This window comes from Actinacidiphila sp. bgisy160, from assembly GCF_965342435.1.
Classification (GTDB): domain Bacteria; phylum Actinomycetota; class Actinomycetes; order Streptomycetales; family Streptomycetaceae; genus Actinacidiphila.
In genome coordinates this window covers 15,509-42,266 of sequence record NZ_CBDRCM010000031.1, presented here as the reverse complement: position 1 = coordinate 42,266, position 26,758 = coordinate 15,509, and the positions used below count along the sequence as shown (strand labels likewise).

Genomic DNA, 26,758 nt, shown 5'->3' with positions numbered 1-26,758 from the left:
AGGGGGAACCCGATGTCGACGCTGCGCGTCACCGCCGAAAGGCTCACCGTCCACGACCACCCGAACGCGGACGCCCTGGAGCTCGCCCAGGTCGGCCTCTACCGCGCGGTCGTGGCCAAGGGCGCCTACCGGACGGGCGACTTCGCGCTGTACATCCCCGAGCAGTCCGTGCTGCCCGCCGCGCTCATCGCCGAACTCGGCCTGACCGGACGGCTCGCCGGCCCCGCGTCCGACCGCGTCAAGGCGGTCCGGCTGCGCGGCGAGCTGTCCCAGGGCATCGTCTGCCGCCCGGCCGCGCTCGGCGGCACGGACCTGGCGCGGGCCGCCGGGGAAGGCACCGACTTCGCGGGGCTCCTCGGCATATCCAAGTGGGTGCCGCCGGTGCCGGTGTCGATGAGCGGCGACGTGGAGTCCGCGCCGGACCTGCTGCCGTGGATCGACATCGAGAACGTCAAGCGTCACCCCGGCGTCTTCACGGCGGGCGAGCCGGTCGCGATCACCGAGAAGCTCCATGGAACGGCCTGCTGCCTGACCTATCTCGCGGACACCGGACGCGTGCTGGTCACCTCCAAGGGGCTGGGTGCCCAGCGCCTCGCACTGAAGGAGGCCGACGGCAACCTCTACTGGCGCGCCGTGCGCGGCCACGGCCTGCCCGAGGTCGCCGCGGCCCTCGCCGGCCGGCTCGGCGCCAGTCGGGTGGCGATCTACGGCGAGGTGTACGGCTCCGGTGTCCAGGACCTGGGCTACGGCGCCGACGCGCGCCGCGACACGCCCGGCTACGCGGCCTTCGACGTCGCCGCCGAGATCGACGGGTCCGTCCGCTGGCTCGCCCCCGCCGAGATCCTCCCGGCCGGCAGCGTGCCGCTGGTCCCCACGCTGTACGAGGGCCCGTTCGACCTCGACCTCGTCCTGGAGCTCGCGCGGGGCGCCGAGACCGTCTCCGGCCGCGGCCTGCACCTGCGCGAGGGCGTCGTGGTCCGGGCGGCCCCGGATCGCCACAGCCCCGAGCTCGGCGGACGCGCCGTCCTGAAGGCGGTCAGCGACGCCTACCTCACCCGCAAGGGCGGCACGGAGTACGAGTGACCCCGTCGGGCACGCATGACCGTTCCCTCGCTGGGTACGCGCAGGCCCCGAGCCACCCCGTACGCAAGCAACGGAAAGGGAACGGCCATGACCGATTTCACCACTCCGAACGGTGCGCAGCCCCCGGCGCAGCGAGCCCTGCACGAGATCGCCACCGGCGGTGACAACGCGGCGGCGCTCAGCACTCTGGCCTCCAGCGACGTCCTGCTGCCGGTGCCCGCGCCGCCGGAGGAGCCCGCGGGGGACGGGGCGGAGCAGGAGACGATCAGCCTGCCGGTCTTCGAGCAGGAGGACGGGACGAAGCTGGTCCCGGTCTTCACCTCCGAGGTGCGCCTGGCGCACGCCCTGCCCAACGCCCGGGGCTACCGCATCCTGCCCCTCGCGGCGCTGAGCAGCGGCTGGCCGTCGGACGACCTCACTCTCGCGATAGACGCGGGGTCGCCGGACACCCTCACCATCAAGGGCGAGGGCGTCCGGGCGCTGGCGGGCCTGTCGGACTGACGGCGGCCCGCCCACCCGCACGCGCGAAGCGGGCCGCGCCCCTGGGGAGCGGCCCGCTTCGCGTCGCCGGGTCAGAGCGGCCGGTAGACGGTCAGGGCCTCGTTGGCCTTGTCGATCACCAGGTCGCGGGGCGCGGGCGCCACCTCGCCGTCGAAGGCCAGGCGGGTGCCGGGATCCATGCCGCCGATCCGCAGCCGCCGCAGCAGGGCCGTGGTGGAGCCGGTGAGGGCGGCCGCGAGCAGGTGGGTGCGGGCGTGGGGGCTGCCGGGCACGATGCGGACGTCGAGCTGCCCGTCGGACAGGGCACGACGGCGCAGCGGCGCCGGGCCGATGCTGCGGTACGCGCCGTTGCCGGCGAAGAGCATCCACACCGAGTGCCGCCGGCCGTTGATCTCGAGGTCGATCGGGGCGGAGGTGCGCAGCACGTGCAGCGCGGCCAGCACCCCCGCGGGCCAGCTGCCCACACGCCGCGACCAGCGTTCGCGGTAGTGGACCAGGTCGGGGTAGACGCCGATGCTGAACGTGTTGAGGAAGACCGTGGATTGCGCGGACCCCGTCTCCTCGCCCGCGGCGTCGTCCGTCGGGGCCGGCGAGATCCGCGCGACGTCGGCGGCGATCGCGGTGCCCGCCCGGGCCGCCCGCGCGGCGTCCTCGATGCTCTTGACGGACAGATCGAGCGCGAAGTGGTTGTACGTGCCACCGGGGGAGACGAGCAACGGCACGCCGTGCCGCAGCGCGACCGAAGCGGCGAGACTGACGCTGCCGTCGCCGCCGTGGATGCCGAGCGCGCCGCCGGCCTCCGCGGCCTGCTGGGCGGCCTTCTCCAGCATCTCGGCGAGGTCGTCGTCCTCGGAGCACTCCTCCACCACGGCCTCGGGCAGCGCGTTGCGCAGTCGATCGGCCGGCGGGCCCAGCAGCGGCGGGGGGCCGGAGACCTCGTTGACCACCGCGTACAGTCCACGGCCGTCCGGCAGGGCCGGGGCGTCCGCCCGTGGGGTCGGGCGCACCGCCAGCTGCCGCCCGGTCGGGACGAGGCCGCGTACGGCGAGGGCGGCGCCCGCGCCGAGGGCCACCCCGGCGAGGACGTCGCTGGGATAGTGCACACCGGTGTAGATCCGGGAGAAGGCCACCGACCAGGCGACCGGCAGCACCGCGGCGCCCCAGCGGGGCGATTCCAGAGCGATGCCCGCGGCGAACGCGGCGGCCGACGCGGCGTGGCCGGACGGGAAGGACGTGGTGCCGGGCTGCCGCGCCAGCCTGCGTATCACGGGCACGCCGTCGAGGGCCGGGCGGTTGCGTCGCACCGCGCCCTTGCCGACGGTGTTGACCACCGCCGACGCCACCGCCAGCGACCCGGCGCCGCGCAGCGCGGCGCGCCGGCCGGTGCGGCCGCCGACGGCCGCGATGCCGGCGGCGACCCCGAACCACAGCAGCCCGTGGTTGGCGGCCCTGCTGAGGCGGGGCAGCACCGGCTCGGCGGCCGGCCACGAACGGGTCGCCACATTCCGGAACAGCTCCTTGTCCCATGTGCTCAGCATCCGGCGCACAACGACTCCCTTCGTGATCGGTCGATTCCCGGGCGGTGCGGTCCGTGCGAGGCGCGCGGGGGCCGGCCGACCGGCCCCGCGGCCCGCGTCGCGGTCGTGCGGCCGGTCAGGCCTCCGGGCGCATGCCCAGGGTCCGTACGACTTCCTGGACGTTGGCGTACCGCCGATTGTCGCCGGGGAGTCCGTCCACCAGATCGGTCAGGGGGTCCGGCGCGTGCCGGTCGCGCAGGGCCCGCAACAGGTCGCCGCGCCGGGCGGGGAACGGCTGCCGGGTCAGATGCCTGGCGAGCTCGAACCGCACCGACGCGCCCTCGGGCGCACCCGCCCAGGCCGGCCCGGTGCCGACCTCGGGGTCGTCGTCCGCGGCGGGCTCGGGGTCGTGCCACTCCTCGACCCGGGTGGAGTGCCCGGAGCGCAGCATCTCGCGCAGTTCGTGCTTCATCTCGTCGTCTCGATGGACGCTCAGACGGTCGCTTCCTCGTTGCACGGTGGCTCCTTTCCTCAGGGGTCGGGTCCTTCCATCGTCTACCCGGACCAGGGATCCGATGCCTGTTGAATGCCCACAGAAGCGGATGAATCCCCGCGCCGGGGGTAACAAACGGGCGAGGTGACAGGGAGGCGAAAGGAAGGTGCGCGACCCATGAGCCGCTATCCCGGCGGGGTCGACCCCGCAGACCTGGACGAACGACAGCTGGTGCAGGAGCTGGAGTCGGTCCACCGGACCCGCCACGAGACACTGCTCTACGGCTCCGGTGCGGCGCTCGACGCACACAACTCGCGGATGGCGGCCCTGGAGGGCGAGTACCTGCGCCGTCATCCCCAGCGGATGGTCTCCGCCGGCCGTACCCGGGCCGGGGCGAGGGCCCGGACCGTGCGGATGCCGGTCCAGGCCCAGCAATAGCGGACAGGGCGGGATTCCTCGCGCATTCGGGGTGCGCGGCCACCCGATGGCGGACGCGCGCCCCCCTTCCCTTCGCGGTTCCGTTCACTACCACCGGTACCAGCGCGAGCCGCCGGAACCGCTCCGTGCCACGAATCCGAGCAGCCACAGCACCAGGACGACCAGGGCGACCCACCAGAGGACCTTGACGGCGAAACCCGCGCCGAAGAGGACGAGGGCCAGCAGCAGAACGAGGAGCAGCGGGGTCATGGGAACACCTCCTGGATTCCGGTTGCCCTGAATTCCCGGCGGCACGCAGCGCAATTCGCGCGTCCCGGCGGCGGGAGCCCGGAGCGCGTGCGAGGGTGGCGGCGGGGGACGACCGGGGCCGTGTGCCCCGTCGCCGGATCCCGCCGGTCCCCCGATCCCACCGGAGGCACGGATGCAGCGGACCTCACCGCCGGCCCCGGCCGGGCGCCTCGCACGGGCCGGCCGGCGGCCCGACCCCGGGTTGCCTGTGCCGCCGTACTGGGCCGAGCGGCTGTCCGCCGGCCTGCCCGGCGGTGCCGCGCCGGAGCCGCCCGGTGGCGGCGAGGCGGTGCGCGCGGCCGCCGCGGGCTACTGGGAGCGCCGCGGGCTCGCCACGACCGCGGCCGACACCGTGGCCGCGCCGGGTGCGGAGACGCTGCTGCTGGCGCTCCTCGCGGCGGTGGACGGGGACGTCGTGCTCGCCAGGCCCGCCGCCGCCTGGCAGGCGCCGCTGGTGCGGACGCTGGGCCGGCGCGTGACGGCCGTGCAGACCCCCGCGGTGGGCGGCGGCGCCCCCGACCCCTTCGCCCTGCTGGAGGCGGTGCGCCGGGCCCGCACGGAGGGCGCCGACCCGCGGGTGCTGCTCATGTCGGCCGCCGACGACCCCAGCGGGACGGTGACTCCGCCGGAACTGCTGCACGAGACGTGCGAGGCGGCGGAGCAGTGCGGGCTCCTGCTGGTCTCCGACGAGACGTACGCCGACACCGTGCACCAACCGCACGAGACCGTGCTGCTCACGCCCGCCGAGATGCTGCCCGGCCGGACGATCGTCGTCACCGACCTGTGCGCGGCCCTGGCCCCGCCGTCCTGGCCCGTGGCCGTCGCCCGCTTCCCGGCCGGCGAGGAGGGCGCGCGGCTGCGTGACGCCGTGGCGGACCGCTGCGCCGGGCTGCGCGCGGTGCTGCCGGAGCCGGTGGCCGCCACGGCCGCCCACGCGCTCGCCGAGGACGGCGCCGTACGGGCACACCTCGCCGCCGCGACCCGCCTGCACGCCGCCCTCGGGGCCGCCGCCCACCAGGTGGTCACCCGCGCGGGCGCCCTGTGCCGCCCGCCCGAGGCGGGCTTCCACCTCTACGCCGATCTGGGGCCCCTGCGGCACGCCCTGGAAGCGGCGGGCGTCACGGACGCCCCAACCTTGGAGACCGCCCTGTCCGCCCGCCTCGGCCGCCCCGTCCCCGGCGGCCACCGCTTCGGCGACGACCCGTCCGCCCTCCACGTACGCATCGACACCGGCCCCCTCCACGGCACCGACGACGCCCAGCGCCGTGCCGCCCTTGGCGCCCGGGACCCGCTCGAACTGCCCCACGTCGCCGCGGCGCTGTCCGACCTGGAGGCGGCGATCGCGGGCCTGGGCACGGGCGCCGCCTGAGTGCCGCCCGGTGCCGACGCCCGGCCGGGGACGGTGCCCCTCCGCCTTCGCCGGCGGCCCGGTTGCGTATGGGCGCAGCAGCCACGGTCCCTGTGCCCTGACGGCGGCGCGTCTTTGGATTCGCTGCCGGGCACTCCTGCCGGGGAGGCCGCGAACAGCGCTCTGGCGACGCCGTACCCCTGCGGGCGCCCGTGCTCGTTGGCGCTCCCGGCCTGCCAAGGGGGCGGCAACGGGCCCGCGGCGCGACCCCCGCCGGGAGACGGTCAGCGGCCGGGGCGTTCCGCCCGGGTGTCGTCGCACGTGGTGGGAGTGGCCGTGAGGCCGCGCACCCGGCGCCAGAGTTGCGGGGCGGAGGCGATGAGGAGCGTGAGCGCGACGGCGAGGAGGACGCCCTGCCAGGGCTCGGGGAAGAGGGTCCCGCCGAGGATGCCGATGAGCTGGTAGGCCGCCGCCCAGGCCAGGCAGGCGGGGACGTCGCCGCGGGCGAAGCGGCGGACGGGCATCTCGGCGAGCAGGCAGGCGACCATCACCGGGATACGGCCGGCCGGTATGAGGCGGGACAGCACGAGGACGGTGACGCCGTGGTCGTCGAGCCGGCGTTGCGCGTCGGCCAGGCGCGCGGGGTCGGCGCGCTCCTGCAGCTGCCGCATCCAGCGCGAGCCGTTGCGGGAGCGTACGCCGCGGTGGCCGAGCAGGTAGAGGCCCATGTCGCCGAGGAAGGCGGCGCCGGAGGCGATGACGAAGACCAGCGCCAGGGAGAACGGGGCGGTCTGGTGGAAGGCCACGACGGCGGCGCTGCTGACGAGCGCTCCGGTGGGCACGACCGGCACGAGCGAGCCGAGCACGACCAGCAGGAAGAGCGAGGGGTAGCCGACCACCTGGCCGGTGGACTGGGAGGACGTCTGCTCCGCGAGCAGGGTGAGTCCGCTCACGTGGCGGCCTCCAGCAGGATGCTCTCCCCGTGCTCCAGCCGGTGCACCGCCACCGCCGGTGCGAGCTGCCCGGCGAGGCGCACGAACTCTTCGCCGGGGGAGTGGAATTCGTGCGGGCGGACGGCGTCCATGCCGATCGGCCAGTACGTCCCGTAGTGGATGGGCACGGCGGCGCGCGGGGCGAGCCGTGCCAGGGCCTGGGCGGCGCGCGCCGCGTCGAGGTGGCCGGTGCCGAGGAACGGTCCCCAGCCGCCGACCGGCAGCAGGGCGGCGTCGCAGGGGCCGACCTCGTCCGCCATCGCGTCGAACAGCCCGGTGTCCCCGGCGAAGTACGTCCGTTCCTCGCCCGTCAGCACGTAGCCCAGCGCGGGGGAGCGGCGCGGCCCGTACGGCAGGCGCCGGCCGTCGTGCGCGGCGCTCACCACGCGTACCGTCAGCGCGTCCACCTTCACCTCGTCACCGGGGGCGACCTCGGTCAGCTCCAGTCGCCGGTCCGCGGCGAGCCGCCGCAGCCGGGGCACCGCGGCGGGGGCCCCGCGCGGCACCAGTACCCGGGTGCCCCGGGAGAGCCGGGCCAGCGAGCCGGTGTGCAGGTGGTCGGCGTGCAGGTGGGAGACGACGGCGACGTCCGCCAGCGCCGCTCCCGGCGGCGGGACCGCGCCGCGCCGCCGGCGCAGGTGGGCCAGGCGCGGGGCGAACAGCGGATCGGTGAGCACCCGTACCCCCGAGTCCCGCACGGTCACCGTCGCGTGTCCCCACCAGGTGATCTCGACCGCCACTCGTGCCTCCTCGTCTCGCCCCGAGCCTATGCTCCGGCGCGCCCGCCTGTGCCCCGGGTGCGCCGCGGGGCGCAGGGGGGACTGTGACAGTCTGGGGGTATTCGTGTTCGGGGACGTGGACAGACGTGAGGAGAGGGTGGGCGTGCTGCGTCGGTGGCGGGCCACCGGTGGCGCGATCGTGCGCGTGCTGGTCGTGTGGGCGGTGTCGACGGCGACGATGGCCGCGCTCGCCGGGATCCTGCCCGACTTCCGCATCCAGTCGCCGAGCGGCGACAGCCCCACCCGCATCGCGGTGACGGCGGCGGCCGCCGCCGGTGCCTTCGGCCTGCTGAGCGCGCTGGTCTGGCCGGTGCTCGTCCGGGCCGTGCTGCTGGTGCCCGCGCTGGTGCTGGGCCTGCTGGTGTTCTTCCTCAACGGCTCGCTGCTGCTGCTCGCGCTCCGCTTCACCCCCGACTGGCAGGGCGACATCGCGCCTGCCACGGCCGTGGTGATCGCCGCGGTGATGTCGGCGGCCTCGTCCGCGATGAGCACGACCCTCGCCATGCGCGACGACGCGGCGTACGGCCGCCGTCTGGCGCGCCTGGCCGGCCGGCGCCGGGGCGCGGGTCACGACGCGGAGGGCACGCGGGAGCCGGGCTTCGTCTTCGTCCAGCTGGACGGCGTCGGGCACGACGTGCTGCGCGAGGCCGTGCGCCCGGCGACGCGCAAGGGGCGGCTGCGTGCCCCGGCGATGGAGACGGTCGCCGAGTGGCTCGACGGCAGCCACCGCCTGGTGCCGTGGACCACCGACTGGAGCAGCCAGACCGGCGCCAGCCAGCTGGCCATCCTGCACGGCAGCAACGAGGACGTGCCGGCCTTCCGCTGGTACGAGAAGGAGACCGGGCAGGTCATGGTCTGCAACCGGCCCTCCTGCGCCGCCGAGCTGGAGCGCCGCGCGGTCGCCCGCACCGGGCGGGCGGGTCTGCTGGCGCCGGACGGCGCGAGCCGCGGCAACCTGTTCAGCGGCGGCGCGGAGCAGCTGGCGCTGGTGATGTCGGTGTCGACGCGCCGCCGGCGCTTCTCGGCCGACCGGCTCGCCATGGCCCGGCTGCGGTCCCGGGCGCTCGGCGCCCCGGAGGGCGGGGATCCGGCCGCCGTCCTCGCCCGGGCCGGCGCCACCCGCTCCCGGACCGGCTACTTCGCGTACTTCTCCGACCCGGCCAACGCGGTGCGCACCGCCGCGTCCTTTCTCGCGGAGGTGGGCCGCGAGATCACCGAGTCCATCGCCGCGCGGCTGCGGCACGAGCGTCCCCGGGTGCGGCGCGGCGGGCTCTACCCCTTCCTGCGGGCCTTCGCCACCGTCGTCGAGCGCGACGTGGCGGTGGCGGCCGTCGTCGGCGACATGCTCGCCGGGCGCGGGGCCGTCTACGCCGACCTGGTCGCCTACGACGAGGTCGCGCACCACTCGGGGCCGCGCAGCCCGGACGCCATGCGGGTGCTGCGCCGTCTGGACCGCGCCATCCGGCTGATCGCCGACGCCTCCCGGTACGCGCCGCGCCCCTACCGGATCGTGCTGCTCTCCGACCACGGTCAGAGCCACGGCGAGACCTTCGAGGCCGCATACGGGCTGACCCTGAGGGACCTGGTCCGGGCGGGGTGCGGGCTGCCGGTGCGGCGCCGCGCCCGTGGCACGGCCAGTGGCGCCGAGGCGCGCGCGGCGGCCCGTGCGGCGCTGCACCGCCCGGAGCACGGACGCCACGCGGGCGAGGAGCAGGAGATGGCCGGGCCGTCCTCGGACCCCGTGGTGCTGGCCTCGGGGAACCTGGCGCTGATCTCCTTCCCCGGCCTTCCGGGGCGGGCGGACCGGCAGAGCATCGAGGCCCGCCACCCGGCCCTGCTGCGCACGCTGACCGAGCACCCGGGGATCGGCTTCGTGCTGGTCCTGGACCGGGAGCGCGGTCCGCTCGTGCTGGGCGGGGACGGTGGTGAGCACGAGCTGGGGACGGGCCGGATCACCGGCCGCGACCCGCTGGCGCCGTTCGGGCCGGGCGCGGCGGCCGCGGTGCTGCGCACTGCCCGCTTCCCGCACGCCGCCGACATCATGGTCAACTCCGCGTACGACCCGGTCACCCGGGCCGTGCACGCCTTCGAGGAGCAGGTGGGATCGCACGGCGGCCTGGGCGGCGACCAGAGCCGCGCCTTCCTGCTGCACCCGTTCGACCTGGACGGTCCGGACCCGCAGGACCGGCTGGTGGGCGCCGCGGCCGTGCACGAACTGCTGGGCGGCTGGCTCGGCCGCAAGCCCGTGGCACCGGCGCCCCCGGTCGAGGAGGGCAAGGACGAGCAGCCGGTCGCCGGCTGACGGGTGCCGCGCACGGCACTGGAACCCACGCCCGCCGAGGACGCGCCGGCGAGGGCTCGCCACGTACGGGTGAGGTGCGCGCGGGCGGGGTCCGCGGCGGGTGCTTCGTCGCCGGCTGCCGGTGGGCGGCACCGGCTCACGGGCTGATCGCGAGCACCACGTACGCCGCCAGCAGCGCCAGGTGCACCCCGCCCTGCAGTGGTGTGGCGCGTCCCGGGATCACCGTGAGGGTGCCCACGGCGATGGTGATCGCCAGCAGCACCATGTGCGTGGCGCCGAGCCCCAGCAGCAGCGGACCGGACATCCAGAGCGAGGCCACCGCCACCGCCGGGATGGTCAGCCCGATGCTCGCCATCGCCGAGCCGAGCGCCAGGTTGAGGCTGGTCTGCACACGGTCGCGGGTGGCCGCGCGCACCGCGGCGATGGTCTCGGGCAGCAGCACCAGCAGAGCGATGACGACACCGACGAAGGAGGACGGCAGCCCGGCGTACTGCACGCCCTGCTCGATCGTCGGCGACTCCACCTTGGCCAGCCCCACGACCGCGATCAGGGCCACCACCAGCAGTGCCAGGCTGAACATCGCGGCGCGGGAGGTCGGCGGGACGGTGTCGTCCTCCGAGACGTCGATCACCTCGCCGCCCGGCTTCACCGGCAGGAAGTACGCGCGGTGCCGCACCGTCTGCGTCGCCACGAACAGGGCGTAGAGCACCAGCGACGCGAGCGCGGCGAAGGTGAGCTGGGCGGTGGAGAAGCGCGGGCCCGGGGTGCTGGTGGTGAACGTCGGCAGCACCAGGCTGAGAGTGGCCAGGGTCGCGACCGTCGCAAGGGAGGCGCCCGTCCCTTCCGGGTTGAAGACCGCCACCCGCCGGCGCACGGCCCCCACCAGCAGGGAGAGCCCCATGATGCCGTTGCAGGTGATCATGACCGCGGCGAAGACGGTGTCGCGGGCCAGGCCCGCGCTCTTCGGGCCGCCGTCCGCCGTCAGGGTGAGGATCAGGGCCACCTCGATGACGGTCACCGCCACCGCCAGCACCAGCGCGCCGTAGGGTTCGCCCACCCGGCGCGCCACCACCTCCGCGTGGTGGACGGCGGCGAGCACCGCGACGGCGAGGAAGACCGCGACGATCACGACCACGGCGACCGGCAGCACGCGTCCCCAGGTCAGGGCCAGCAGGACCACGGAGAGCACCGGGACGACGACCGTCCAGTGCAGTGCGGCCACGGGGAAGCGAGCGGTCATGCATCCGAGACTGACAGCTCGTCAGGGTCGGCGCGACGCGGGGAGCCCGGACGTGGCCCCGCTCATCGCCCGGCCGGGGGAAACGCCTGTTCGGCCCGGATGGTCTTGCCCGCGGCGGTCTGCCGGGGGCGGGCGGCGGGCGGCGCCGGCGAGGGCGCAGCGGCGCGCGATGGGGTCGTGCACGGCGACCGGACACGTCGCGCCGAGCTCGCCGCTGGTCCCGGCGGGCGACACCTCCCGGTCCCCACCGTCCACCGGGGTCCAGGTGCGTGACGAGGTCGTCGAGATGCGTCAGCGGCTCGTGCGGCGCCAGGCCGACGTCCGCGAGGGTGCGCACGGCCGTCCGCAGCGGCCGGTGTCGGTGGTGGCGGCGATACTGCCGCCATGCGCGCGAGCCGGCTGGTCTCCCTCCTCCTGCTCCTCCAGACGCGGGGCCGGATGACCGCCTCGGATCTGGCGGAGGAGCTGGAGGTGTCCGTACGCACCATCTACCGCGACGTGCAGTCGCTGCACGAGGCGGGCATCCCGCTGTACGGCGACGCCGGGCACGAGGGCGGCTACCGGCTCCTCGACGGCTACCGGACCCGGCTGACGGGCCTGACCGCCGACGAGACGCAGGCGTGGTTCCTGGCCGCCCTTCCCGACCCGGCCGCGCAGTTGGGGCTCGGGGAGGCCGCGGCGGCGGCCCGGCTGAAGTTCAGCGCCGCGCTGCCGCCGGCGCTGCGGGAACGGGCGGAGCGCGTGCGGGAGCGGTTCCTGCTGGACGCGCCCGGCTGGTACAGCTCCGACGAGCAGGTGCCGCACCTGCCGGTGGTGGCCGACGCCGTGTGGAACCGGCAGGTCGTGCGGGTGCGTTACCGCCGCTGGCGCGAGCCCGCCGAGACCGACCGCAGGCTGGAGCCGTACGGGCTGGTGCTCAAGGCGGGCCGCTGGTACGTGGTCGCCCACGACGGCAGCGAGCCGCGCACCTACCGCGTCGACCAGATGCTGGAGGTGCGCGCCCTCGACGAGACGTTCCCTCCCCCGCCCGGCTTCGACCTCCCCGCGTACTGGCGGGAGTATCTCGCCGGATTCCACGCGCGTCTCCACCGGGACGAGGCCCTGATCCGGCTGTCACCGCGCGGCGCGGAGCGGCTGCCGGCGCTGCTGTCACCGGCCGTCGCCCGGGCGGTGGCCGAAGGCGGCGAGCGGGAGCCGGACGGCTGGGTGCGCGCCCGGGTGCCCATCGAGTCGGTCGCGCACGCGCACGGCGAGTTCCTCAGGCTCGGCGCGGATCTCGAAGTTCTGGCGCCCGGTCCGCTGCGGGAGATGCTCGCGGAGTCGGCGCGGGCGCTGGCCGCCCTCTACGGCCCGCCGCGATCCACACCGCCGCCACCGCGGACGCCACCGCGCTGAGGCCGGCGACCGCCGCGAAGCCGGTCAGGAGTCCGGCGCGGGCACTGACCGCCGAGGTCCCGAGCATCACGGCCACGGTCGCGGCGAGCCCGTACGCGTTCGCCGTCCCGAAGGCCCGCCCGGCGCGGCCCTCGTCGACGGCGGTCATCAGCAGGGTGCGCGAGGCGATGCGCGCCTGCCCGAAGACGAAGGCCCCGGCCGGTACGAGCAGCAGCAGTCCCGTCACCCCGAACCGTGGCTGCAGCGCGAACAGCACGGCGCAGACCACGAAGCCGGTGAGGGCGAGCCGCAGGTCCCCCAGCCGGGCCCCCGTGCGCCGGTACGCGGCCGCCGCCAGCAGGAAACCGGCGCCGCCGAGCGCGTCCACCGCACCGACGACGGCGGCGCCCCGGTGCAGCTCGGCGATGACCAGCACCGGCATCAGGGCGTTGAAGACCGTCACCACCACACTGCCCTGGGCGTACAGCACGATCAGCGGCCCGAGCGGCCGTCGTGACGGGGCCGGCCGCGCCGCGGCCGCCACGGCGGCGGTGTCCGCGGCGACCGGCTGCCCCGGCCCGCGCCCGGTCGCCAGGACGAGGACGGCGGAGGCCACGAAGGTCGCCGCGTTGAACACGAAAAGCGGGGCCGGGCCGGCGTACTGCAACGCGAGGCCGCCCACCGCCGCCGACAGCAGCATGCCGCTCTGCAGTGCCATCTCGTAGTGGGCGTTGAACCGCCGCAGCCGCCCGGCGGGCACCCGCTCCTTGACCAACGCCGCGCTCACCGGCACGAAGAGCGCGGCCGCCACCGCCAGCGCGAAGTTGCTGCCGTAGACGACCGCTCCCCGGGGCCAGCCGAGTGCCGTGCCCAGCGCCGGGACCACGGCCACGGCGGCGCTGAGCAGGTCGCAGCCCGCCCACAGTGCCCGCCGGTCGTAGCGGTCGGCCAGCCGGCCGGCCAACGGCGACAGCACGGCCTGGGGGACGGCGACGGCGATGAAGAGCCACCCCACGTCCAGCACCGAGCCCTGGGCGCGCACCATCAGCAGGGCCGCGGCGATCAGCTGGATGTTGTTGCCCAGAGAGGTGATGAACACGGCGGGCAGGAGGAGGCGTTGCGTGCGTTCGGTGGTGGTCACGGGGACCGATGGTCCGGCTTTCCGCTGACATCTGCTGTCAGGGGGACGCGGCGCGCCGCCCGCGGTTAATCGGTGGACGCGCCGCCGTCGTTCCCGACAGCATTCCGCCGATGACGCGAACAGACACACCCACCGCATGGGACGAGCGCTCCGCGCTGACGACCCTCCTCGACTACGCCCGCGACACCGCACGCGCCAAGTGCGAGGGCGTCACGCCCGAGCGCGCCCGCAGCGCCCCGCTCCCGGGCTCCCCGCTGATGACGCTCAGCGGACTGATCAACCACCTCCGCTGGGTCGAGTACTACTGGTTCGAGGTGGTGTTCCTCGGCGGCGAGGACGAGGGCCCCTGGACGGAGGAGGACCCCGACCGCGAGATGCGGATCGCCGTGGACGTCCCCCTCGCCGATCTGCTGGCCGACTACGAGGCGCAGACCGCCCGCTACCGCGAACTGGTCGCCGCGCACGAACTGGACGCGGTCGCCGAGCGCCCCATCCGCGACGGCCGGCACCCCAACCTGCGGTGGATCCTGCTGCACCTTGTCGAGGAGACCTCCCGCCACAACGGCCACCTCGACCTCCTGCGGGAACTGGCCGACGGCACCACCGGCGTCTAGCGGTGTCAGTCGTCCGCGATACGGTCCACGGCGGACACACGAGATCGACCACGAACGACCAAGGGGCAGGCGGCATGAGCGAGATCGAGAACATGAGGGACAAGCGGCGGATACGCGTGGCCGCCACGGTGGGGGCCGCAGCCGTCGCGCTGACCGCGACGGCGGGCTGCAGCGCCGCGCGCGACACGGCGGACGCGGTGGGCAAGGCGGACTCGATCGCCCGGATACTGGCCCGCGTCACCAGCCAGACGGAGAAGATCGGCTCGGCCAAGGTCGATATGTCGACCGATCTGGGCCAGGGCAGCCCCGTCACGATGAAGGGCACCTACTCCTGGGGCAAGGGCGCTGCGTACGACGTCATGATGGACACCGCGGCGGCGCGGATGCAGCAGCTTCAGGACGACCCCGAGCTGCGCGCGCTGCTGGTGGACGGCGCCTACTACTACAACGTCGACCCGCAGCCCGCCGGCCCGCTGAAGGGCAAGCACTGGCTGCGCGTCGACGTCTCCGCGGTCCTGGGCAAGGCGGGTGCCGCCGCCGTGGAGAAGGGTGCCGACCCGACCGCCGGGCTGCGCTACATCGGACTGACCAAGGACGTCGAGGACCTCGGGGAGCAGTCGATCCGCGGCCGCGAGGCCCACCACTACCGGGCGACGCTCGACAAGAGCCGGCTCGGCGGTATGGGGAAGGCGCTCTCGCCGTCCGAGGAGAAGAACATCTTCAACTCCGTCACCGGTCCGGTGGACAAGATCACGATCGAGGTCTGGGTGGACGGCAAGGACCTGCCGGTCCGCATGGTGCAGGTCCTGGGCAAGGCGAAGGTGACCATCGACTTCCTCAAGTTCGGCGGCACCCGGGCCGTCACCGCGCCCCCGGCGTCCGACACGGCCGACCTCAGCTCGCAGCTGTCCTCCCAGAAGCAGGGCTGACGAACGGGGCGGGTTCCCGAACCGCCCACCTGCCGCCCCGGGTTGCGCGATGATGCGGGAGGATCCGGGGTGGGCGGGCTACGGCCGCGTGAGCGGCCACGGGAGGCAGGGCATGGACGAGCGGTTCGCGGTGGTGGCGAGTGCGGGATCGTTCCTGGAGGAGGACGGCGACGACGTCCGGCTCCCGCACCGCTGGACGCCCGGCGGCGTCGGGGTGCGCTCGGCGTTCACCGGCGGCCATGTGCTGAACCTCGCGGTGGCGGCCTGCGTGCTCAACGACCTCTACCGCGAGGCCGCGGCCGGCGGGCTGGAGCTGCGGGGTGTCCGGGTGCGCGCGGAGGGCGGCTTCGACACCGCCCGATGGCGGTCGACCGGCATCTCCTACGCCGTCGAGGTCGACAGCGCGGCGCCCCGGGAACGGGTCGCGGCACTGATCGCGGCCGTCGACGAGGTCGCCGAGATCCCCCGCGCCCTGCGCCAGGGCGCCGAGGTCACGCGCTCGGTGGGCTGAGCGCGGCGCCCTTCAGGGCCACCGCGCCGCGGTGAGCTCCGCAAGTCGTGCCGCCGCGGCGTCCCAGGCCCGGTGGTCCGTGTCCGGCTCGTACGTACGCAGCGGCTGGGTGGCCGCGACGAGGGCGCGCAGCGCCGCCAGGCCGTCGGGACCCTCGCCGAACGCGCCGTGGGCGCGGGCCTGGACGAGGATGTTGCCCAGGGCCGTGGCCTCGGTGGGGCCGGCGACGACCGGGAGCCCGGTGGCGTCGGCGGTGAACCGGCACAGCAGTTCGTTGCGGGAGCCGCCGCCGACCATGTGGACGCGATGGATGTCGCGCCCGGCGAGTCCGGCCGCCTCGCGGAGGGTGCGGCGGTGGGCCAGGGCGAGGCTCTCCAGGATGCTGCGGACGACCGCCCCGTGCGACGCGGGGGCCTTCTGGCCGGTCCGGGCGCAGAAGGCGCGGATCCGGGCGGGCATGTCGCCGGGTGCCAGGAACACGGGGTCGTCCGGGTCGATGAGGGCCGCGAAGGGCTCCGCGGCGGCGGCCGCGGCGAGCAGTTCGCGCAGGGGCAGGCCCTCTTGCCGCTGCTCCCAGGTGCGGCGGCACTCCTCCAGCAGCCACATGCCCATGATGTTGCGCAGATAGCGGATGGTGCCGTCGACACCGCGCTCGTTGGTGAAGTTGGCCAGCCGCGAGGCCTCCGTGAGCACCGGGGCGTCGAGCTCCAGTCCCGCCAGCGACCAGGTGCCGCAGGAGATGTAGGCGAAGTGCGGTTCGGTGGCCGGGACCGCGGCCACCGCGGAGGCGGTGTCGTGCGAGGCGACGGTGACGACGGCGGTGTCCGCGGGCAGCCCCGTGTACGCGGCCACGTGGGGCAGGAGTGTGCCGGCGTGGGTGCCCGGTCGGCGCAGCGGCGGCAGCAGGCGCGGGTCGATGCCGAGCCGGCCGGGGCAGCCCTCCGCCCAGTTCGCGGTGCGCGCGTCGAAGAGCCCGGTGGTGGAGGCGTTGGTCTCCTCCGCGCCGATGCTCCCGGTGAGCCAGTGGGTGAGCAGGTCGGGGATCATCAACAGCGTCCGCGCGGCGGCGAACTGCGCGCCGTCACGGGCCGCCGCCAGCTGGAAGACCGTGTTGAAGGGGAGGTGCTGCAGCCCGGTGACCGCGTACAGCTCCTGCGGGCCGATGTCGTCCCTGACCCGGTCGGCGACATGCTCCGTACGGCTGTCGCGGTAGTGGTGAGGGATTCCGAGCAGGGCGCCGTCCGCGTCGAGCAGTCCGTAGTCGACCGCCCAGCTGTCGATGCCGACCGATGTGACGCCCGCCCCGTCCCGCGCCGCCAGCCGCAGGCCGTCCAGGCTCTCCCGGAACAGGGCGAGGACGTCCCAGTGCAGCCCGGTGGGCAGCCGTACGGGGGTGTTGGCGAAGCGGTGCACCTCGTCGAGGACGAGGTGGTCCGGGCCCACCCGGCCGAGGATGACGCGGCCGCTGGTGGCGCCGAGGTCGATGGCGGCGAATGGCACGTGGGCCCCTCGTGTTCTGGTCGTTCTGGTCAGTCTGGTCGTTCTCGCCGTTCGGGCCGTTCGGGCCGTTCCTGCCGGGGCGACGGGTGCGGTCGGCTGTGCGCACCGTGGGGGTCGGTGGGTCCTACCGGTGCGGGGGAGCCGACCGGCTCCCCCGCGCAGTGCGGTCGGCGTCAGCGCAGGAACGCCGCTGCCACGCCGGCGTCGACCGGGACGTGCAGCCCCGTGGTGTGCGTCAGTTCGCCCGCGGTCAGGGCGAAGACCGCGTTCGCGACGTGCTCGGGGAGCACCTCGCGCTTGAGGATCGTGCGCTGGGCGTAGAACTCGCCGAGCTTCTCCTCGGGCACCCCGTACGTCGCGGCGCGCTGGGCGCCCCAGCCGGAGGAGAAGATGCCCGAGCCGCGGACGACCCCGTCGGGGTTGACGCCGTTGACGCGGATGCCGTGCTCGCCGAGTTCGGCCGCCAGCAGCCGGACCTGGTGCGCCTGGTCGGCCTTGGTGGCGGAGTAGGCGATGTTGTTGGGCCCGGCGAAGACCGCGTTCTTGGAGGCGATGTAGACGATGTCGCCGCCGAGCTTCTGCGCGATGAGGACGCGGGCCGCCTCGCGGGAGACGAGGAAGGAGCCGCGGGCCATGATGTCGTGCTGGAGGTCCCAGTCGCGGGCGGTGGTCTCGAGCAGGGGCTTGGAGATGGAGATGCCCGCGTTGTTGACGACCAGGTCCACCCCGCCGAAGGCCAGCAGGGCCTCGTCGAAGGCGGCGCGGATGGCCTCTTCGCTGGTGACGTCCACGGGGACCGCGACCGCGCGGTCCGGGCCGCCCAGCTCCTGCGTGACCGCCCGCGCGTTCTCCGCGTCGAGGTCGGCCACGACCACGCAGGCGCCCTCCGCCACCAGGCGGTGCGCGACGGCCTTGCCGATGCCCGAACCGGCCCCGGTGACCAGGGCGATGCGGGTGGCCAGCGGCTTGGGCCTCGGCATCCGCTGGAGCTTGGCCTCCTCCAGCGACCAGTACTCGATGCGGAACTTCTCCGCCTCGTCGATCGGGGCATAGGCGGAGACGGCCTCGGCGCCGCGCATCACGTTGATCGCGTTGACGTAGAACTCGCCCGCCACGCGGGCGGTCTGCTTGTCCTTGCCGTAGCTGAACATGCCGATGCCCGGGACGAGGACGATCGCCGGGTCCGCGCCGCGGATGGCGGGGGAGTCCGCGGTCGCGTGCCGGTCGTAGTAGGCCTGGTAGTCGGCGCGGTAGGCGGTGTGCAGCTCCTCCAGGCGGGCCACGGCCTCCTCGAGCGGCGCCGTGGGGGGCAGGTCGAGCACGAGCGGGCGGACCTTGGTGCGCAGGAAGTGGTCCGGGCAGGAGGTGCCGAGCGCGGCCAGCCGGGGGTGCTCGGCGTGCGCGAGGAAGTCCAGGACGGGCGCGGAGTCGGTGAAGTGGCCGACCTGGGGGCGGTCCTGGGAGGCGATCGCCCGCAGGACCGGGGCGAGGGCGGCGGCCCGGGCCCGGCGCTCGGCCTCCGGCAGCGGCTCGTAGCCGGCCAGCGGGGCGCCGAAGGGGTCCGGCCTGCCGTGGCGCTCCAGGAACTCCTCGGCGGTGCGGATGATCCACAGGGCGTTGCGCTCGCACTCCTCGGAGGTGTCGCCCCAGGCGGTGATGCCGTGACCGCCGAGGATCACGCCGACCGCTTGCGGGTTGGCCTCCTTGATGCCGGCGATGTCCAGGCCGAGCTGGAAGCCGGGCCGGCGCCACGGCACCCAGGCGACCTTGTCGCCGAAGCACTCCTGGGTGAGCTTCTCGCCGTCGGCGGCGCAGGCCAGCGCGATGCCCGAGTCGGGGTGCAGGTGGTCGACGTGCGCGGCGTCGACGAGGCCGTGCATGGCCGTGTCGATGGACGGCGCGGCGCCGCCCTTGCCGTGCAGGCAGTAGTCGAAGGCCGCGACCATCTCGTCCTCGCGCTCGGGGCCCGGGTAGACGGCGGTCAGCGCGCGCAGCCGGTCCAGGCGCAGGACGGCGAGGCCGGCCTCGGTGAGCGTGCCCAGGTCGCCGCCGGAGCCCTTGACCCACATCAGGTCCACGGCGCCGCCGGTGACGGGATCGGCGGCGGCGGCCTTGGCGGAGGCGTTGCCGCCGGCGTAGTTGGTGTTGCGCGGGTCGGCGCCCAGGCGGTGGGCGCGCTCCAGCAGCGCGGCGACTTCCGGATGGGTGGCGGGTGCCATGGGATGTCCTTCGGGAAGGGAGGATCGAGGAGGGACGGGGGGACCGGCGCCGGGCCGGGTCGTCACACGGGCGCCGGTGGGCGGCTATGTGACGACAGGCCTACGCACCCCAGCCGGCCTGGGTGCCGCCGACGCGGTCGGCGACGATGTGCTCCTGCCAGCCGGAGGCGTGGTAAGCGGCGACGGGGTCGGGGGCCAGGCCCCGCTCCTCGCGCACCTCTCGCAGCAGCGGGCGCACGTCGGTGTTGTACGCGTCCATCACGACGGCGTTGGCGGCGAGCACGTCACCGGAGCGCTGCGCCGCGCCCAGGGCGTCGAGGTCCACCAGCAGGGCCTTGGCGGTGGCCTCCTGGACGTTCATCACCGAACGGATGACCGCGGGGATCTTGGCCTCGATGTTGTGGCACTGGTCGAGCATGAAGGCCACGTTGGTCTCGGCCTCGAACCCGCCGTTCTTGGCGACCTCGTGCAGGATCCGGAAGAGCTGGAAGGGGTCGGCGGCGCCGACCATCAGGTCGTCGTCGGCGTAGAAGCGGGAGTTGAAGTCGAATCCGCCGAGCTTGCCCTGGCTGAGCAGGAAGGCGACGATGAACTCGATGTTGGTGCCCGGCGCGTGGTGGCCGGTGTCGACGACGACCTGCGCCTTGGGGCCGAGCTTCAGGCAGTGCGCGTAGGCGGTGCCCCAGTCCGGGACGTCGGTGGTGTAGAACGCCGGCTCGAAGAGCTTGTACTCCAGCAGCATCCGCTGGTCGTCGCCGAGCCGCTCGTAGACCTCGGACAGGGCCCCGGCCAGGCGCTCCTGGCGGCCCACGATGTCGTCCTGGCCGGGGTAGTTGGTGCCGTCGGAGAACCAGAGCTTGAGGTCGCTGGAACCGGTGGCGTCCATGATGTCGACGCACTCCAGCAGGTGGTCCGTGGCCTTGCGGCGGACCCGGGGGTCGGGGTGGCACACGCTGCCGAGCTTGTAGTCGTCGTCCTGGAAGACGTTGGAGTTGATCGCGCCCAACTCCAGGCCGCGGTCCTTGGCGTGGGCGCCGAGCGAGGTGTAGTCGTCCACCCGGTCCCAGGGGATGTGGAGGGCCACCTTCGGGGCGACGCCGGTGAACTCGTGCACCTTGGCCGCGTCGTCGAGCTTCTCGTACGGGTCACGGGGCACCCCGGCCTGGGCGAAGACCTTGAAACGGGTGCCGGAATTGCCGTAACCCCAGGACGGCGTCTCGATCCGCTGGGCTGTGAGTGCGGCCTTCACGGCTGCGAAGTCAGGCATGTCCACCTCGGATGGCTCAGTGAATCGGCTCAGTGAATCGATTCATTCGGGTGTGAAGCTATCCACGTCCACGGGTGGCCGTCAAGGGGTCCGTCGGCCTGGATCCCCGTTATTGAATCGTGTCATCCGTGCCCGGAAAGCGCGTTGTTGCTGTTCGTACGGCGTTGTCGGGCCTGTTACCTGCGGGTTTCTCGAGGGTGCAGGTCAGGAGGGGGAGGTGGCAGCTCTTGACGCCTCCGCAGGGCGGGGCTAGCTTCCCCGCAACCCCGTTGAAACATTTCATAGCAGGAGGGCGCAATGACGCACCCCGAACCGGAGACCACTCCGGTGCTCGCGCTCGAGGGGGTGAGCAAGTCCTTTGGTGCCGTTCGCGCTCTGCGCGATGTCTCGCTCCGGCTCCACGCCGGCGAGGCCCATGCCCTGGCGGGTGAGAACGGCGCCGGCAAGTCGACGCTGATCAAGACCCTCGCGGGTGTGCACCGCCCGGACACCGGAACCGTGCTGCTCGACGGCCGGCCCGTGGAATTCCACGGCCCGGGGGACGCCCGTGACGCGGGGGTCGCCGTCATCTACCAGGAGCCCACGCTCTTCCCCGACTTGTCGGTGGCCGAGAACATCTTCGTCGGCCGTCAGCCCCGCCGTTCGCTCGGCAGGGTCGACCACAAGGCCGTGCGCGAAGCCGCGTCCGCACTCTTCCGCCGCCTCGGCGTGGACCTCGACCCCGAGCAGCCGGCCCGCGGACTGTCCATCGCCGACCAGCAGTTGGTGGAAATCGCCAAGGCGCTCTCCTTCGACGCCCGCGTCCTGATCATGGACGAGCCGACCGCCGCGCTCACCGGCAGCGAGGTCGCCCGGCTCTTCGGCGTCGTCAAGTCCCTGCGCGAGCAGGGCGCGGCGGTGCTCTTCATCTCCCACCGTCTCGACGAGATCTTCGCCCTCTGCCAGCGGGTCACCACCCTGCGGGACGGTGCCTGGATCGCCAGCGAGCCCCTCGACTCGCTCACCGAGGACGACCTGGTGCGCCGCATGGTCGGCCGCGACCTGGACGAGCTCTACCCCAAGCAGGAAGCGGAGATCGGCGAGGTGGCGCTGAGCGTGCGCCGGCTGACCCGCGAAGGCGTCTTCACCGACGTCTCCTTCGAGGTGCGCCGCGGCGAGATCGTGGGCCTGGCGGGCCTCGTCGGCGCCGGCCGCAGCGAGGTCGCCCGGGCGATCTTCGGCGTGGACCGACGGGACGCCGGCGAGGTCGTCGTCGACGGCAAGCCGCTGCGCGGCGCCGCGCCGAGCCTCGCCATGGCCGCCGGGATCGCTCTGGTCCCCGAGGACCGCCGGGCCCAAGGCCTGGTGATGGACATGTCCATCGAGCGCAACATCGGTCTCACCGGCTTCGCCGCCACCACCAAGGGTGGTCTGATGAGCCGTCGCGCCGAGCGCAGCCGCGCGGCGGACTGGGCCGTCCGGCTCCAGGTGAAGTACGCACGGCTGGCCGACGTCGTCGGCACGCTGTCCGGTGGCAACCAGCAGAAGGTCGTCCTCGCCAAGTGGCTGGCCACCGCGCCTGGGGTGCTGATCGTCGACGAGCCCACCCGCGGCATCGACGTCGGCACCAAGGCCGAGGTGCACAGGCTGCTCTCCCGGCTCGCGTCCGAGGGCGTGGCCGTACTGATGATCTCCTCCGACCTGCCGGAGATCCTCGGCATGGCGGACCGCGTCCTGGTGATGCACGAGGGACGGCTGACGGCCGAGATCCCCCGGTCGGAGGCGACCGAGGAATCCGTGATGGCGGCGGCGACCGGCCGCGTGCGGAGGGCGGCATGACCGTGACCGCCGACACCCCGCAGCAGATCGCCGCGGACGAACCGACCGCGTCCCGCCGCTTCCTGGACCGGGTGCTGAGACTGCGGGCGCTCGCCGTGCTCGCCGTGCTCGTGGTCATGCTGGCCGCGACCCAGATCTACAACAGCGAGTTCCTGTCCCAGCAGGGCATCAAGGACCTCCTGCTGAACGCCACCATCCTCGTGCTGGTCGCCGTCGGCCAGGCCATGGTCGTCATCACCCGCAACGTCGACCTGTCGGTCGGCTCGGTGCTCGGCATCTCGGCCTTCGCCGCCGGCACCTATCTGCACGGCGGCGGCGACCCGCTGGTCGCCGTGCTCATCGCGGTCGCCCTCGGTGTGCTCTTCGGCCTGCTGAACGGCCTGCTGGTGAGCCTGGGTCAGGTCCCGGCGCTCGTGGTGACCCTGGGCACCCTCTACATCATCCGCGGCATCGACTCCATCTGGGTCGGCTCGCGGCAGATCACCGCGAACGACCTGCCGGCCGGCTTCGTCGACTTCGGCCACGACGGAATCTCGGTGATCCCCTACCTCGCGCTGCTGACGCTCCTGGTACTGGTCGCGGCCGGCTACTACCTGCGCAGCTACCGCGGCGGCCGCGATCTGTACGCGCTGGGCTCCAGCCCCGAGGCCGCCCGGCTGGCCGGCGTCCCGGTCCGCAAGCGGATCCTCACCGCGTACGTGGTGTGCGGGGCGCTCGCCGGACTGGCCGGCGCGCTCTACCTCGCCCGCTTCGGCAACGTCGACTCCGGCACCGGCAACGGCTACGAACTGACCGTCGTCAGCGCCGTGGTGGTCGGCGGCGTCGCCTTCACCGGCGGCTCCGGCACCGTGTACGGCGCCGCGCTCGGCGCCCTGCTGCTCACCTCGATCAACAGCGTCCTGCCCTCCATCGGCGTCAGTTCCGTGTGGGTGCTGGCCATCGACGGCGTCCTGCTCCTGCTGGCCATCGCCGTCGACCGGATCGTGGCGCTGCGTGTGGCCGGCGTCCTTCGCAAGCGGGCCGCACAGATGAGGAGTGCCCACCATGCCTGAGACCACCAAGGCCCCCGCCCCGCTCGCCCGCCTCGGCGGCGCGGTGCGCTGGGACACCGCGGTCGGCGCCCTGCTCGTCGTCCTGCTGATCTGCTCCTTCTCCTTCGTGGACAACTTCGGCAACGCCCTGAACGTGTCCTTCCTGATCGGCAACACCCTGCCGATCGCGCTCATCGCGCTGCCGATGACCATGCTCGTGGTCTCGGGCGAGATCGACCTGTCCGTCGGCTCCACCGCCGGCCTGTCCGGCGCCGTGATGGGCGCGCTGTGGAACGGCGGCATGGCGATCGAGACGATCATCCCGCTCTGCCTGCTCCTCGGCGCCGTGTGCGGCCTGGTCAACGGCCTGCTCGTGACCCGGCTCGGCCTGCCCTCGCTGGCCGTCACCATCGGCACGCTGGCCGCCTACCGCGGCATCGCGCAGATCGTGCTCGGCGCCGACTCCGTCACCGATTTCCCCCAGCAGTACCTCGACTTCGGCGCCGGCCGGATCGACGGCACCTTCATCCCGTACGCGGCGATCCCCTTCGCCGTGCTGCTGCTGATCGCCGTCCTGGTACTGCACGCGACCCCCGTGGGACGCTCCCTGTTCGCCGTCGGCACCTCGGAGGAGGCGGCCCGGTTCGCGGGAGTGCGCGTGCGGCGGCTGAAGCTGGCGATGTTCGTGACGACCGGCCTGGTCTCCTCCCTCACCGGGGTCTTCTGGGCCCTGCACTACGCCAGCGCCCGCTACGACAACGCCACCGGCCTGGAGTTGTCCGTCATCGCCGGCGTCCTGCTCGGCGGCATCGACTTCGACGGCGGCAAGGGCACCCTGGGCGGCGCGATCGCCGGTGTGTTCCTGCTCGGCGCGGGACAGAACGTCATGAGCCTGCTCAACGTCTCGGCGCAGTCCCAGATCGTCGTCACGGGCGTGCTCCTGGTGATCTCCGTCCTCGCCCCGAGGATCGGCCGCCAGGTGGCGCAGGCCAGGGCGCGCAGGAGGCCGGCCGACAAGGCCCCGGCCGCCCTCGCCACCTCGTGAACCCCCACCTCCCCCCCCGCACACGTCACACGGCACCACCACCCCCCGCACCACCACCCCCCCCCGCACCACCACCCCCCGCACCACCACCCCCCGCACCACCACCCGTCCTCACTCCGGCGCCCGCTCCGGCAGCGAAAGGATCACCATGTCCAGAACCCTCACCCGTCGAGCCACCGTCGTCGTCGCAGTGACCGCGGCCGTCGCGCTCGGCGCCACGGCCTGCGGCGGCACCACCAAGAACTCCTCCAAGGACAGCGGCAGCGGCGCCAAGGCCACCGCGTCGGCAGACCCCGACGCGGCGACCAAGAAGGGTCTGACCGTCGCCTTCCTGCCCAAGCAGGTCAACAACCCGTACTTCACCATCGCCGACGGCGGCGGCAAGCAGGCCCTGGACGCGCTGGGCTCCTCCTACAAGGAGGTCGGCACCAGCAGCGGCACCGACACCGCCGGCCAAGTGAGCTACGTCAACACCCTGACCCAGCAGCAGGTCGACGCGATCGCCGTCTCCGCGCAGGACCCGGGCGCGCTGTGCACCTCGCTGAACCAGGCCCGCAAGAACGGTATCAAGGTCGTCACCTACGACTCGGACACCAAGCCCGAGTGCCGCGACCTGTTCGTCTCACAGGCCGGCTCCGAGGACCTGGGCCGCACCGAGGTGCAGCTGCTGGCCGAGCAGATCGGCTACAAGGGCGAGATCGCGATCCTCTCGGCGGCCCAGACCGCCACGAACCAGAACACCTGGATCGACTTCATGAAGGACGAGCTCAAGGACCCCAAGTACAAGGACGTCAAGCTGGTCAAGGTCGCCTACGGCAACGACGACGCCCAGCAGTCCTTCCAGCAGACCCAGGGCCTGCTCCAGCAGTACCCCGACCTGAAGGGCATCATCTCCCCGACCACGGTGGGCATCAAGGCGGCCGCCCAGTACCTGGCGGGCTCCAAGTACAAGGGCAAGGTCAAGCTGACCGGCCTCGGCACGCCCAACGACATGCGTGCCTACGTCAAGAACGGCACCGTCGAGGCCTTCGAGCTGTGGGACCCGGCCAAGCTCGGTTCCCTCGCCTCGTACGCCGCGGTCGCCCTGGCCTCCGGCCAGATCTCCGGCGCCGAGGGCCAGACCTTCAAGGCCGGTGACATGGGCAGCTACACCATCGGCAAGGACGGCGTGGTGGTGCTCGGCAAGCCGACCGTGTTCACCAAGGACAACATCGACCAGTTCAAGTTCTGAGAGCCCGGGCGTGGCGGAGAAGGGCCGCACGGTGGGGATCAAGGACGTCGCGCGTGAGGCGGGGGTGTCCGTGGGCACGGTCTCCAATGTGATCAACCGGCCGGAGGCGGTCCCCGAGGCGACCCGGGTCCGCGTACAGCGCGCCATCGCCCGGCTGGGGTACGTACGCAGCGAGTCCGCCCGGCAGTTGCGGGCGGGCCGCAGCAGGATCATGGCCCTGCTCGTGCTCGACATGGGCAACCCGTTCTTCGTCGACGTGGCACGCGGCGCGGAGCGGGCGGCCCGGGAGGCGGGGCTCGGCGTGATGGTCTGCAACAGCGCCGAGAACCCGCGGGAGGAGGCCGCGTACCTGGCGCTCTTCGCGGAGCAGCGGGTGCGCGGGGTGCTGGTGACGCCGGCCGACGCCGACGGCGGCAACCTCGCCGCCTTCCGGCGGCACCGCATCCCCTTCGTCCTCGTCGACCGGGTCGCGGCGGGCACCGCCGAGTGCTCGGTGTCGGTGGACGACGTGGCCGGTGGCCGGACGGCCGTCGGTCACCTGGCGGCCGCCGGGCACCGGAGGATCGCGTTCGTCTCCGGTCCCGGGCATCTGCAGCAGGTCCGGGACCGGCGCGCGGGGGCGCTCGCCGCCCTCGCGGAAGCCGGACTGCCCCCAAAGACCCTGCGCGAACTGCCCACCGAGCGGCTGGACGTCGCCGCCGGACGGGACGCCGGCCACCGGCTGCTCGGCCTCCCGGAGCGGCCGACCGCCGTGTTCTGCGCCAACGACCTGCTCGCCCTCGGGGTGCTGCAGGCGCTGTACGCGGCGGGGGTGGACGTGCCCGGCGAGATGGCCATCGTCGGCTACGACGACATCGAGTTCGCGGCCGCGGCGGCGGTGCCGCTCACCTCGGTGCGGCAGCCCGCCGCGAACATGGGCGCGCTGGCCGCCGGGATGCTGCTGGAGGAGACCGGGCCGCAGGCCCGGGAGCACCGGCACCGGCGGGTCGTGCTCCAGCCGGAACTGGTGGTCCGCGACTCCAGCCTGATCCGTCGCTGACGCCGCCCCGGCCGGGCCCGGCCGGGGTGCCGGGCGCCTCGGGCGTCCGATGACGGCG

At 73.9% G+C, this 26,758-nt stretch carries 23 protein-coding genes and 1 pseudogene; 14 read left to right on the top strand and 10 right to left on the bottom strand.

Translation table 11 applies throughout. The features are described 5' to 3' along the window. Positions 1–12 precede the first annotated feature (12 nt). Positions 13–1,083, top strand: a complete 1,071-nt coding sequence (locus ACRWNP_RS23270; protein ID WP_431964361.1) for an RNA ligase (ATP) — start codon at positions 13–15, stop codon at positions 1,081–1,083. Between the two features lie 87 nt (positions 1,084–1,170). Then, positions 1,171–1,584, top strand: coding sequence for an SseB family protein (locus ACRWNP_RS23265; protein WP_431964359.1), 414 nt, complete (start codon positions 1,171–1,173; stop codon positions 1,582–1,584). Positions 1,585–1,655: 71 nt separating this feature from the next. Here ACRWNP_RS23265 and ACRWNP_RS23260 read toward each other — a convergent pair whose 3' ends face one another. After that, the gene (locus ACRWNP_RS23260; RefSeq protein ID WP_431964357.1) at positions 1,656–3,122 is read right to left on the bottom strand and encodes a phosphatase PAP2 family protein; all 1,467 of its coding nucleotides are present in this window, start codon (positions 3,120–3,122) and stop codon (positions 1,656–1,658) included. Positions 3,123–3,237: 115 nt separating this feature from the next. After that, positions 3,238–3,618, bottom strand: a complete 381-nt coding sequence (locus ACRWNP_RS23255; protein WP_431964355.1) for a DUF2795 domain-containing protein — start codon at positions 3,616–3,618, stop codon at positions 3,238–3,240. A 153-nt stretch (positions 3,619–3,771) separates the two neighbouring features. Between ACRWNP_RS23255 and ACRWNP_RS23250 the strand changes: the two genes are divergently transcribed. After that, positions 3,772–4,032 (top strand): DUF6158 family protein, encoded by a 261-nt coding sequence (locus tag ACRWNP_RS23250; RefSeq protein ID WP_431964353.1) that lies wholly within the window; start codon positions 3,772–3,774, stop codon positions 4,030–4,032. 87 nt (positions 4,033–4,119) lie between these two features. Here the strand turns inward: ACRWNP_RS23250 and ACRWNP_RS23245 are convergent, their stop codons facing one another. Further along, positions 4,120–4,281: a hydrophobic protein gene (locus ACRWNP_RS23245; RefSeq protein WP_431964351.1), complete on the bottom strand. Its 162-nt coding sequence runs from the start codon at positions 4,279–4,281 to the stop codon at positions 4,120–4,122. Positions 4,282–4,453: 172 nt separating this feature from the next. On the opposite strand from ACRWNP_RS23245, the gene ACRWNP_RS23240 reads away from it, so the two are divergent. Beyond that, on the top strand, positions 4,454–5,689 hold the full coding sequence (locus ACRWNP_RS23240; protein ID WP_431964350.1) for an aminotransferase class I/II-fold pyridoxal phosphate-dependent enzyme: 1,236 nt from the start codon (positions 4,454–4,456) through the stop codon (positions 5,687–5,689). A gap of 263 nt (positions 5,690–5,952) precedes the next feature. On the opposite strand, the gene ACRWNP_RS23235 is transcribed toward ACRWNP_RS23240, so the two are convergent. Together ACRWNP_RS23235 and ACRWNP_RS23230 are read right to left on the bottom strand one after the other, a co-directional pair. Then, complete coding sequence (locus tag ACRWNP_RS23235; protein WP_431964348.1) at positions 5,953–6,621, bottom strand: DedA family protein; 669 nt, start codon at positions 6,619–6,621, stop codon at positions 5,953–5,955. Next, positions 6,618–7,400 (bottom strand): MBL fold metallo-hydrolase, encoded by a 783-nt coding sequence (locus ACRWNP_RS23230; protein ID WP_431964346.1) that lies wholly within the window; start codon positions 7,398–7,400, stop codon positions 6,618–6,620. Before ACRWNP_RS23230 ends, ACRWNP_RS23235 begins: the two co-directional genes overlap by 4 nt. A gap of 145 nt (positions 7,401–7,545) precedes the next feature. Here ACRWNP_RS23230 and ACRWNP_RS23225 point away from each other — a divergent pair, with 145 nt between their 5' ends. After that, complete coding sequence (locus ACRWNP_RS23225; RefSeq protein WP_431964426.1) at positions 7,546–9,741, top strand: phage holin family protein; 2,196 nt, start codon at positions 7,546–7,548, stop codon at positions 9,739–9,741. A 136-nt stretch (positions 9,742–9,877) separates the two neighbouring features. Here ACRWNP_RS23225 and ACRWNP_RS23220 read toward each other — a convergent pair whose 3' ends face one another. Beyond that, a complete protein-coding gene (locus ACRWNP_RS23220; RefSeq protein WP_431964344.1) occupies positions 9,878–10,981 on the bottom strand; it encodes a calcium:proton antiporter in 1,104 nt (367 codons plus the stop codon). Positions 10,982–11,365: 384 nt separating this feature from the next. On the opposite strand from ACRWNP_RS23220, the gene ACRWNP_RS23215 reads away from it, so the two are divergent. After that, on the top strand, positions 11,366–12,376 hold the full coding sequence (locus ACRWNP_RS23215) for a helix-turn-helix transcriptional regulator (protein ID WP_431964342.1): 1,011 nt from the start codon (positions 11,366–11,368) through the stop codon (positions 12,374–12,376). A gap of 61 nt (positions 12,377–12,437) precedes the next feature. Here ACRWNP_RS23215 and ACRWNP_RS23210 read toward each other — a convergent pair. Next, positions 12,438–13,634: pseudogene (locus tag ACRWNP_RS23210) on the bottom strand (MFS transporter); the annotation flags it as partial. Between ACRWNP_RS23210 and ACRWNP_RS23205 the strand changes: the two are divergent. The 3 genes from ACRWNP_RS23205 to ACRWNP_RS23195 all read left to right on the top strand — a co-directional run bounded on the left by ACRWNP_RS23205 (position 13,607) and on the right by ACRWNP_RS23195 (position 15,550). After that, positions 13,607–14,110, top strand: a complete 504-nt coding sequence (locus ACRWNP_RS23205) for a DinB family protein (protein ID WP_431964340.1) — start codon at positions 13,607–13,609, stop codon at positions 14,108–14,110. The pseudogene ACRWNP_RS23210 and the gene ACRWNP_RS23205 sit on opposite strands and share 28 nt — an antisense overlap. Before the next feature lie 74 nt (positions 14,111–14,184). Continuing rightward, positions 14,185–15,039, top strand: a complete 855-nt coding sequence (locus ACRWNP_RS23200) for a hypothetical protein (RefSeq protein WP_431964338.1) — start codon at positions 14,185–14,187, stop codon at positions 15,037–15,039. Between the two features lie 112 nt (positions 15,040–15,151). Next, positions 15,152–15,550, top strand: coding sequence for an OsmC family protein (locus ACRWNP_RS23195; protein ID WP_431964336.1), 399 nt, complete (start codon positions 15,152–15,154; stop codon positions 15,548–15,550). Between the two features lie 12 nt (positions 15,551–15,562). Here the strand turns inward: ACRWNP_RS23195 and ACRWNP_RS23190 are convergent, their stop codons facing one another. The 3 genes from ACRWNP_RS23190 to rhaI all read right to left on the bottom strand — a co-directional run bounded on the left by ACRWNP_RS23190 (position 15,563) and on the right by rhaI (position 20,536). Further along, positions 15,563–17,050, bottom strand: coding sequence for a rhamnulokinase (locus tag ACRWNP_RS23190; RefSeq protein ID WP_431964334.1), 1,488 nt, complete (start codon positions 17,048–17,050; stop codon positions 15,563–15,565). A gap of 173 nt (positions 17,051–17,223) precedes the next feature. Beyond that, positions 17,224–19,269, bottom strand: a complete 2,046-nt coding sequence (locus ACRWNP_RS23185) for a bifunctional aldolase/short-chain dehydrogenase (protein ID WP_431964332.1) — start codon at positions 19,267–19,269, stop codon at positions 17,224–17,226. Between the two features lie 100 nt (positions 19,270–19,369). After that, a complete protein-coding gene (gene rhaI / locus ACRWNP_RS23180) occupies positions 19,370–20,536 on the bottom strand; it encodes an L-rhamnose isomerase (protein ID WP_431964330.1) in 1,167 nt (388 codons plus the stop codon). A gap of 297 nt (positions 20,537–20,833) precedes the next feature. Between rhaI and ACRWNP_RS23175 the strand changes: the two genes are divergently transcribed. From ACRWNP_RS23175 to ACRWNP_RS23155, 5 genes are all read left to right on the top strand, one after another. Further along, a complete protein-coding gene (locus tag ACRWNP_RS23175; RefSeq protein ID WP_431964328.1) occupies positions 20,834–22,354 on the top strand; it encodes a sugar ABC transporter ATP-binding protein in 1,521 nt (506 codons plus the stop codon). Then, the gene (locus ACRWNP_RS23170) at positions 22,351–23,406 is read left to right on the top strand and encodes an ABC transporter permease (protein ID WP_431964326.1); all 1,056 of its coding nucleotides are present in this window, start codon (positions 22,351–22,353) and stop codon (positions 23,404–23,406) included. The genes ACRWNP_RS23175 and ACRWNP_RS23170 overlap by 4 nt, the downstream gene beginning before the upstream one ends. Further along, entirely contained in the window at positions 23,399–24,430 is a 1,032-nt protein-coding gene (locus ACRWNP_RS23165; protein WP_431964324.1) for an ABC transporter permease, read from the top strand. The genes ACRWNP_RS23170 and ACRWNP_RS23165 overlap by 8 nt, the downstream gene beginning before the upstream one ends. Positions 24,431–24,578: 148 nt before the next feature. Next, positions 24,579–25,661 carry a rhamnose ABC transporter substrate-binding protein gene (rhaS, locus tag ACRWNP_RS23160; RefSeq protein ID WP_431964322.1) on the top strand — a complete coding sequence of 361 codons (1,083 nt, stop codon included), beginning with the start codon at positions 24,579–24,581 and terminating at the stop codon, positions 25,659–25,661. A gap of 10 nt (positions 25,662–25,671) precedes the next feature. Beyond that, positions 25,672–26,700, top strand: a complete 1,029-nt coding sequence (locus ACRWNP_RS23155; RefSeq protein ID WP_431964320.1) for a LacI family DNA-binding transcriptional regulator — start codon at positions 25,672–25,674, stop codon at positions 26,698–26,700. Positions 26,701–26,758 lie beyond the last annotated feature (58 nt).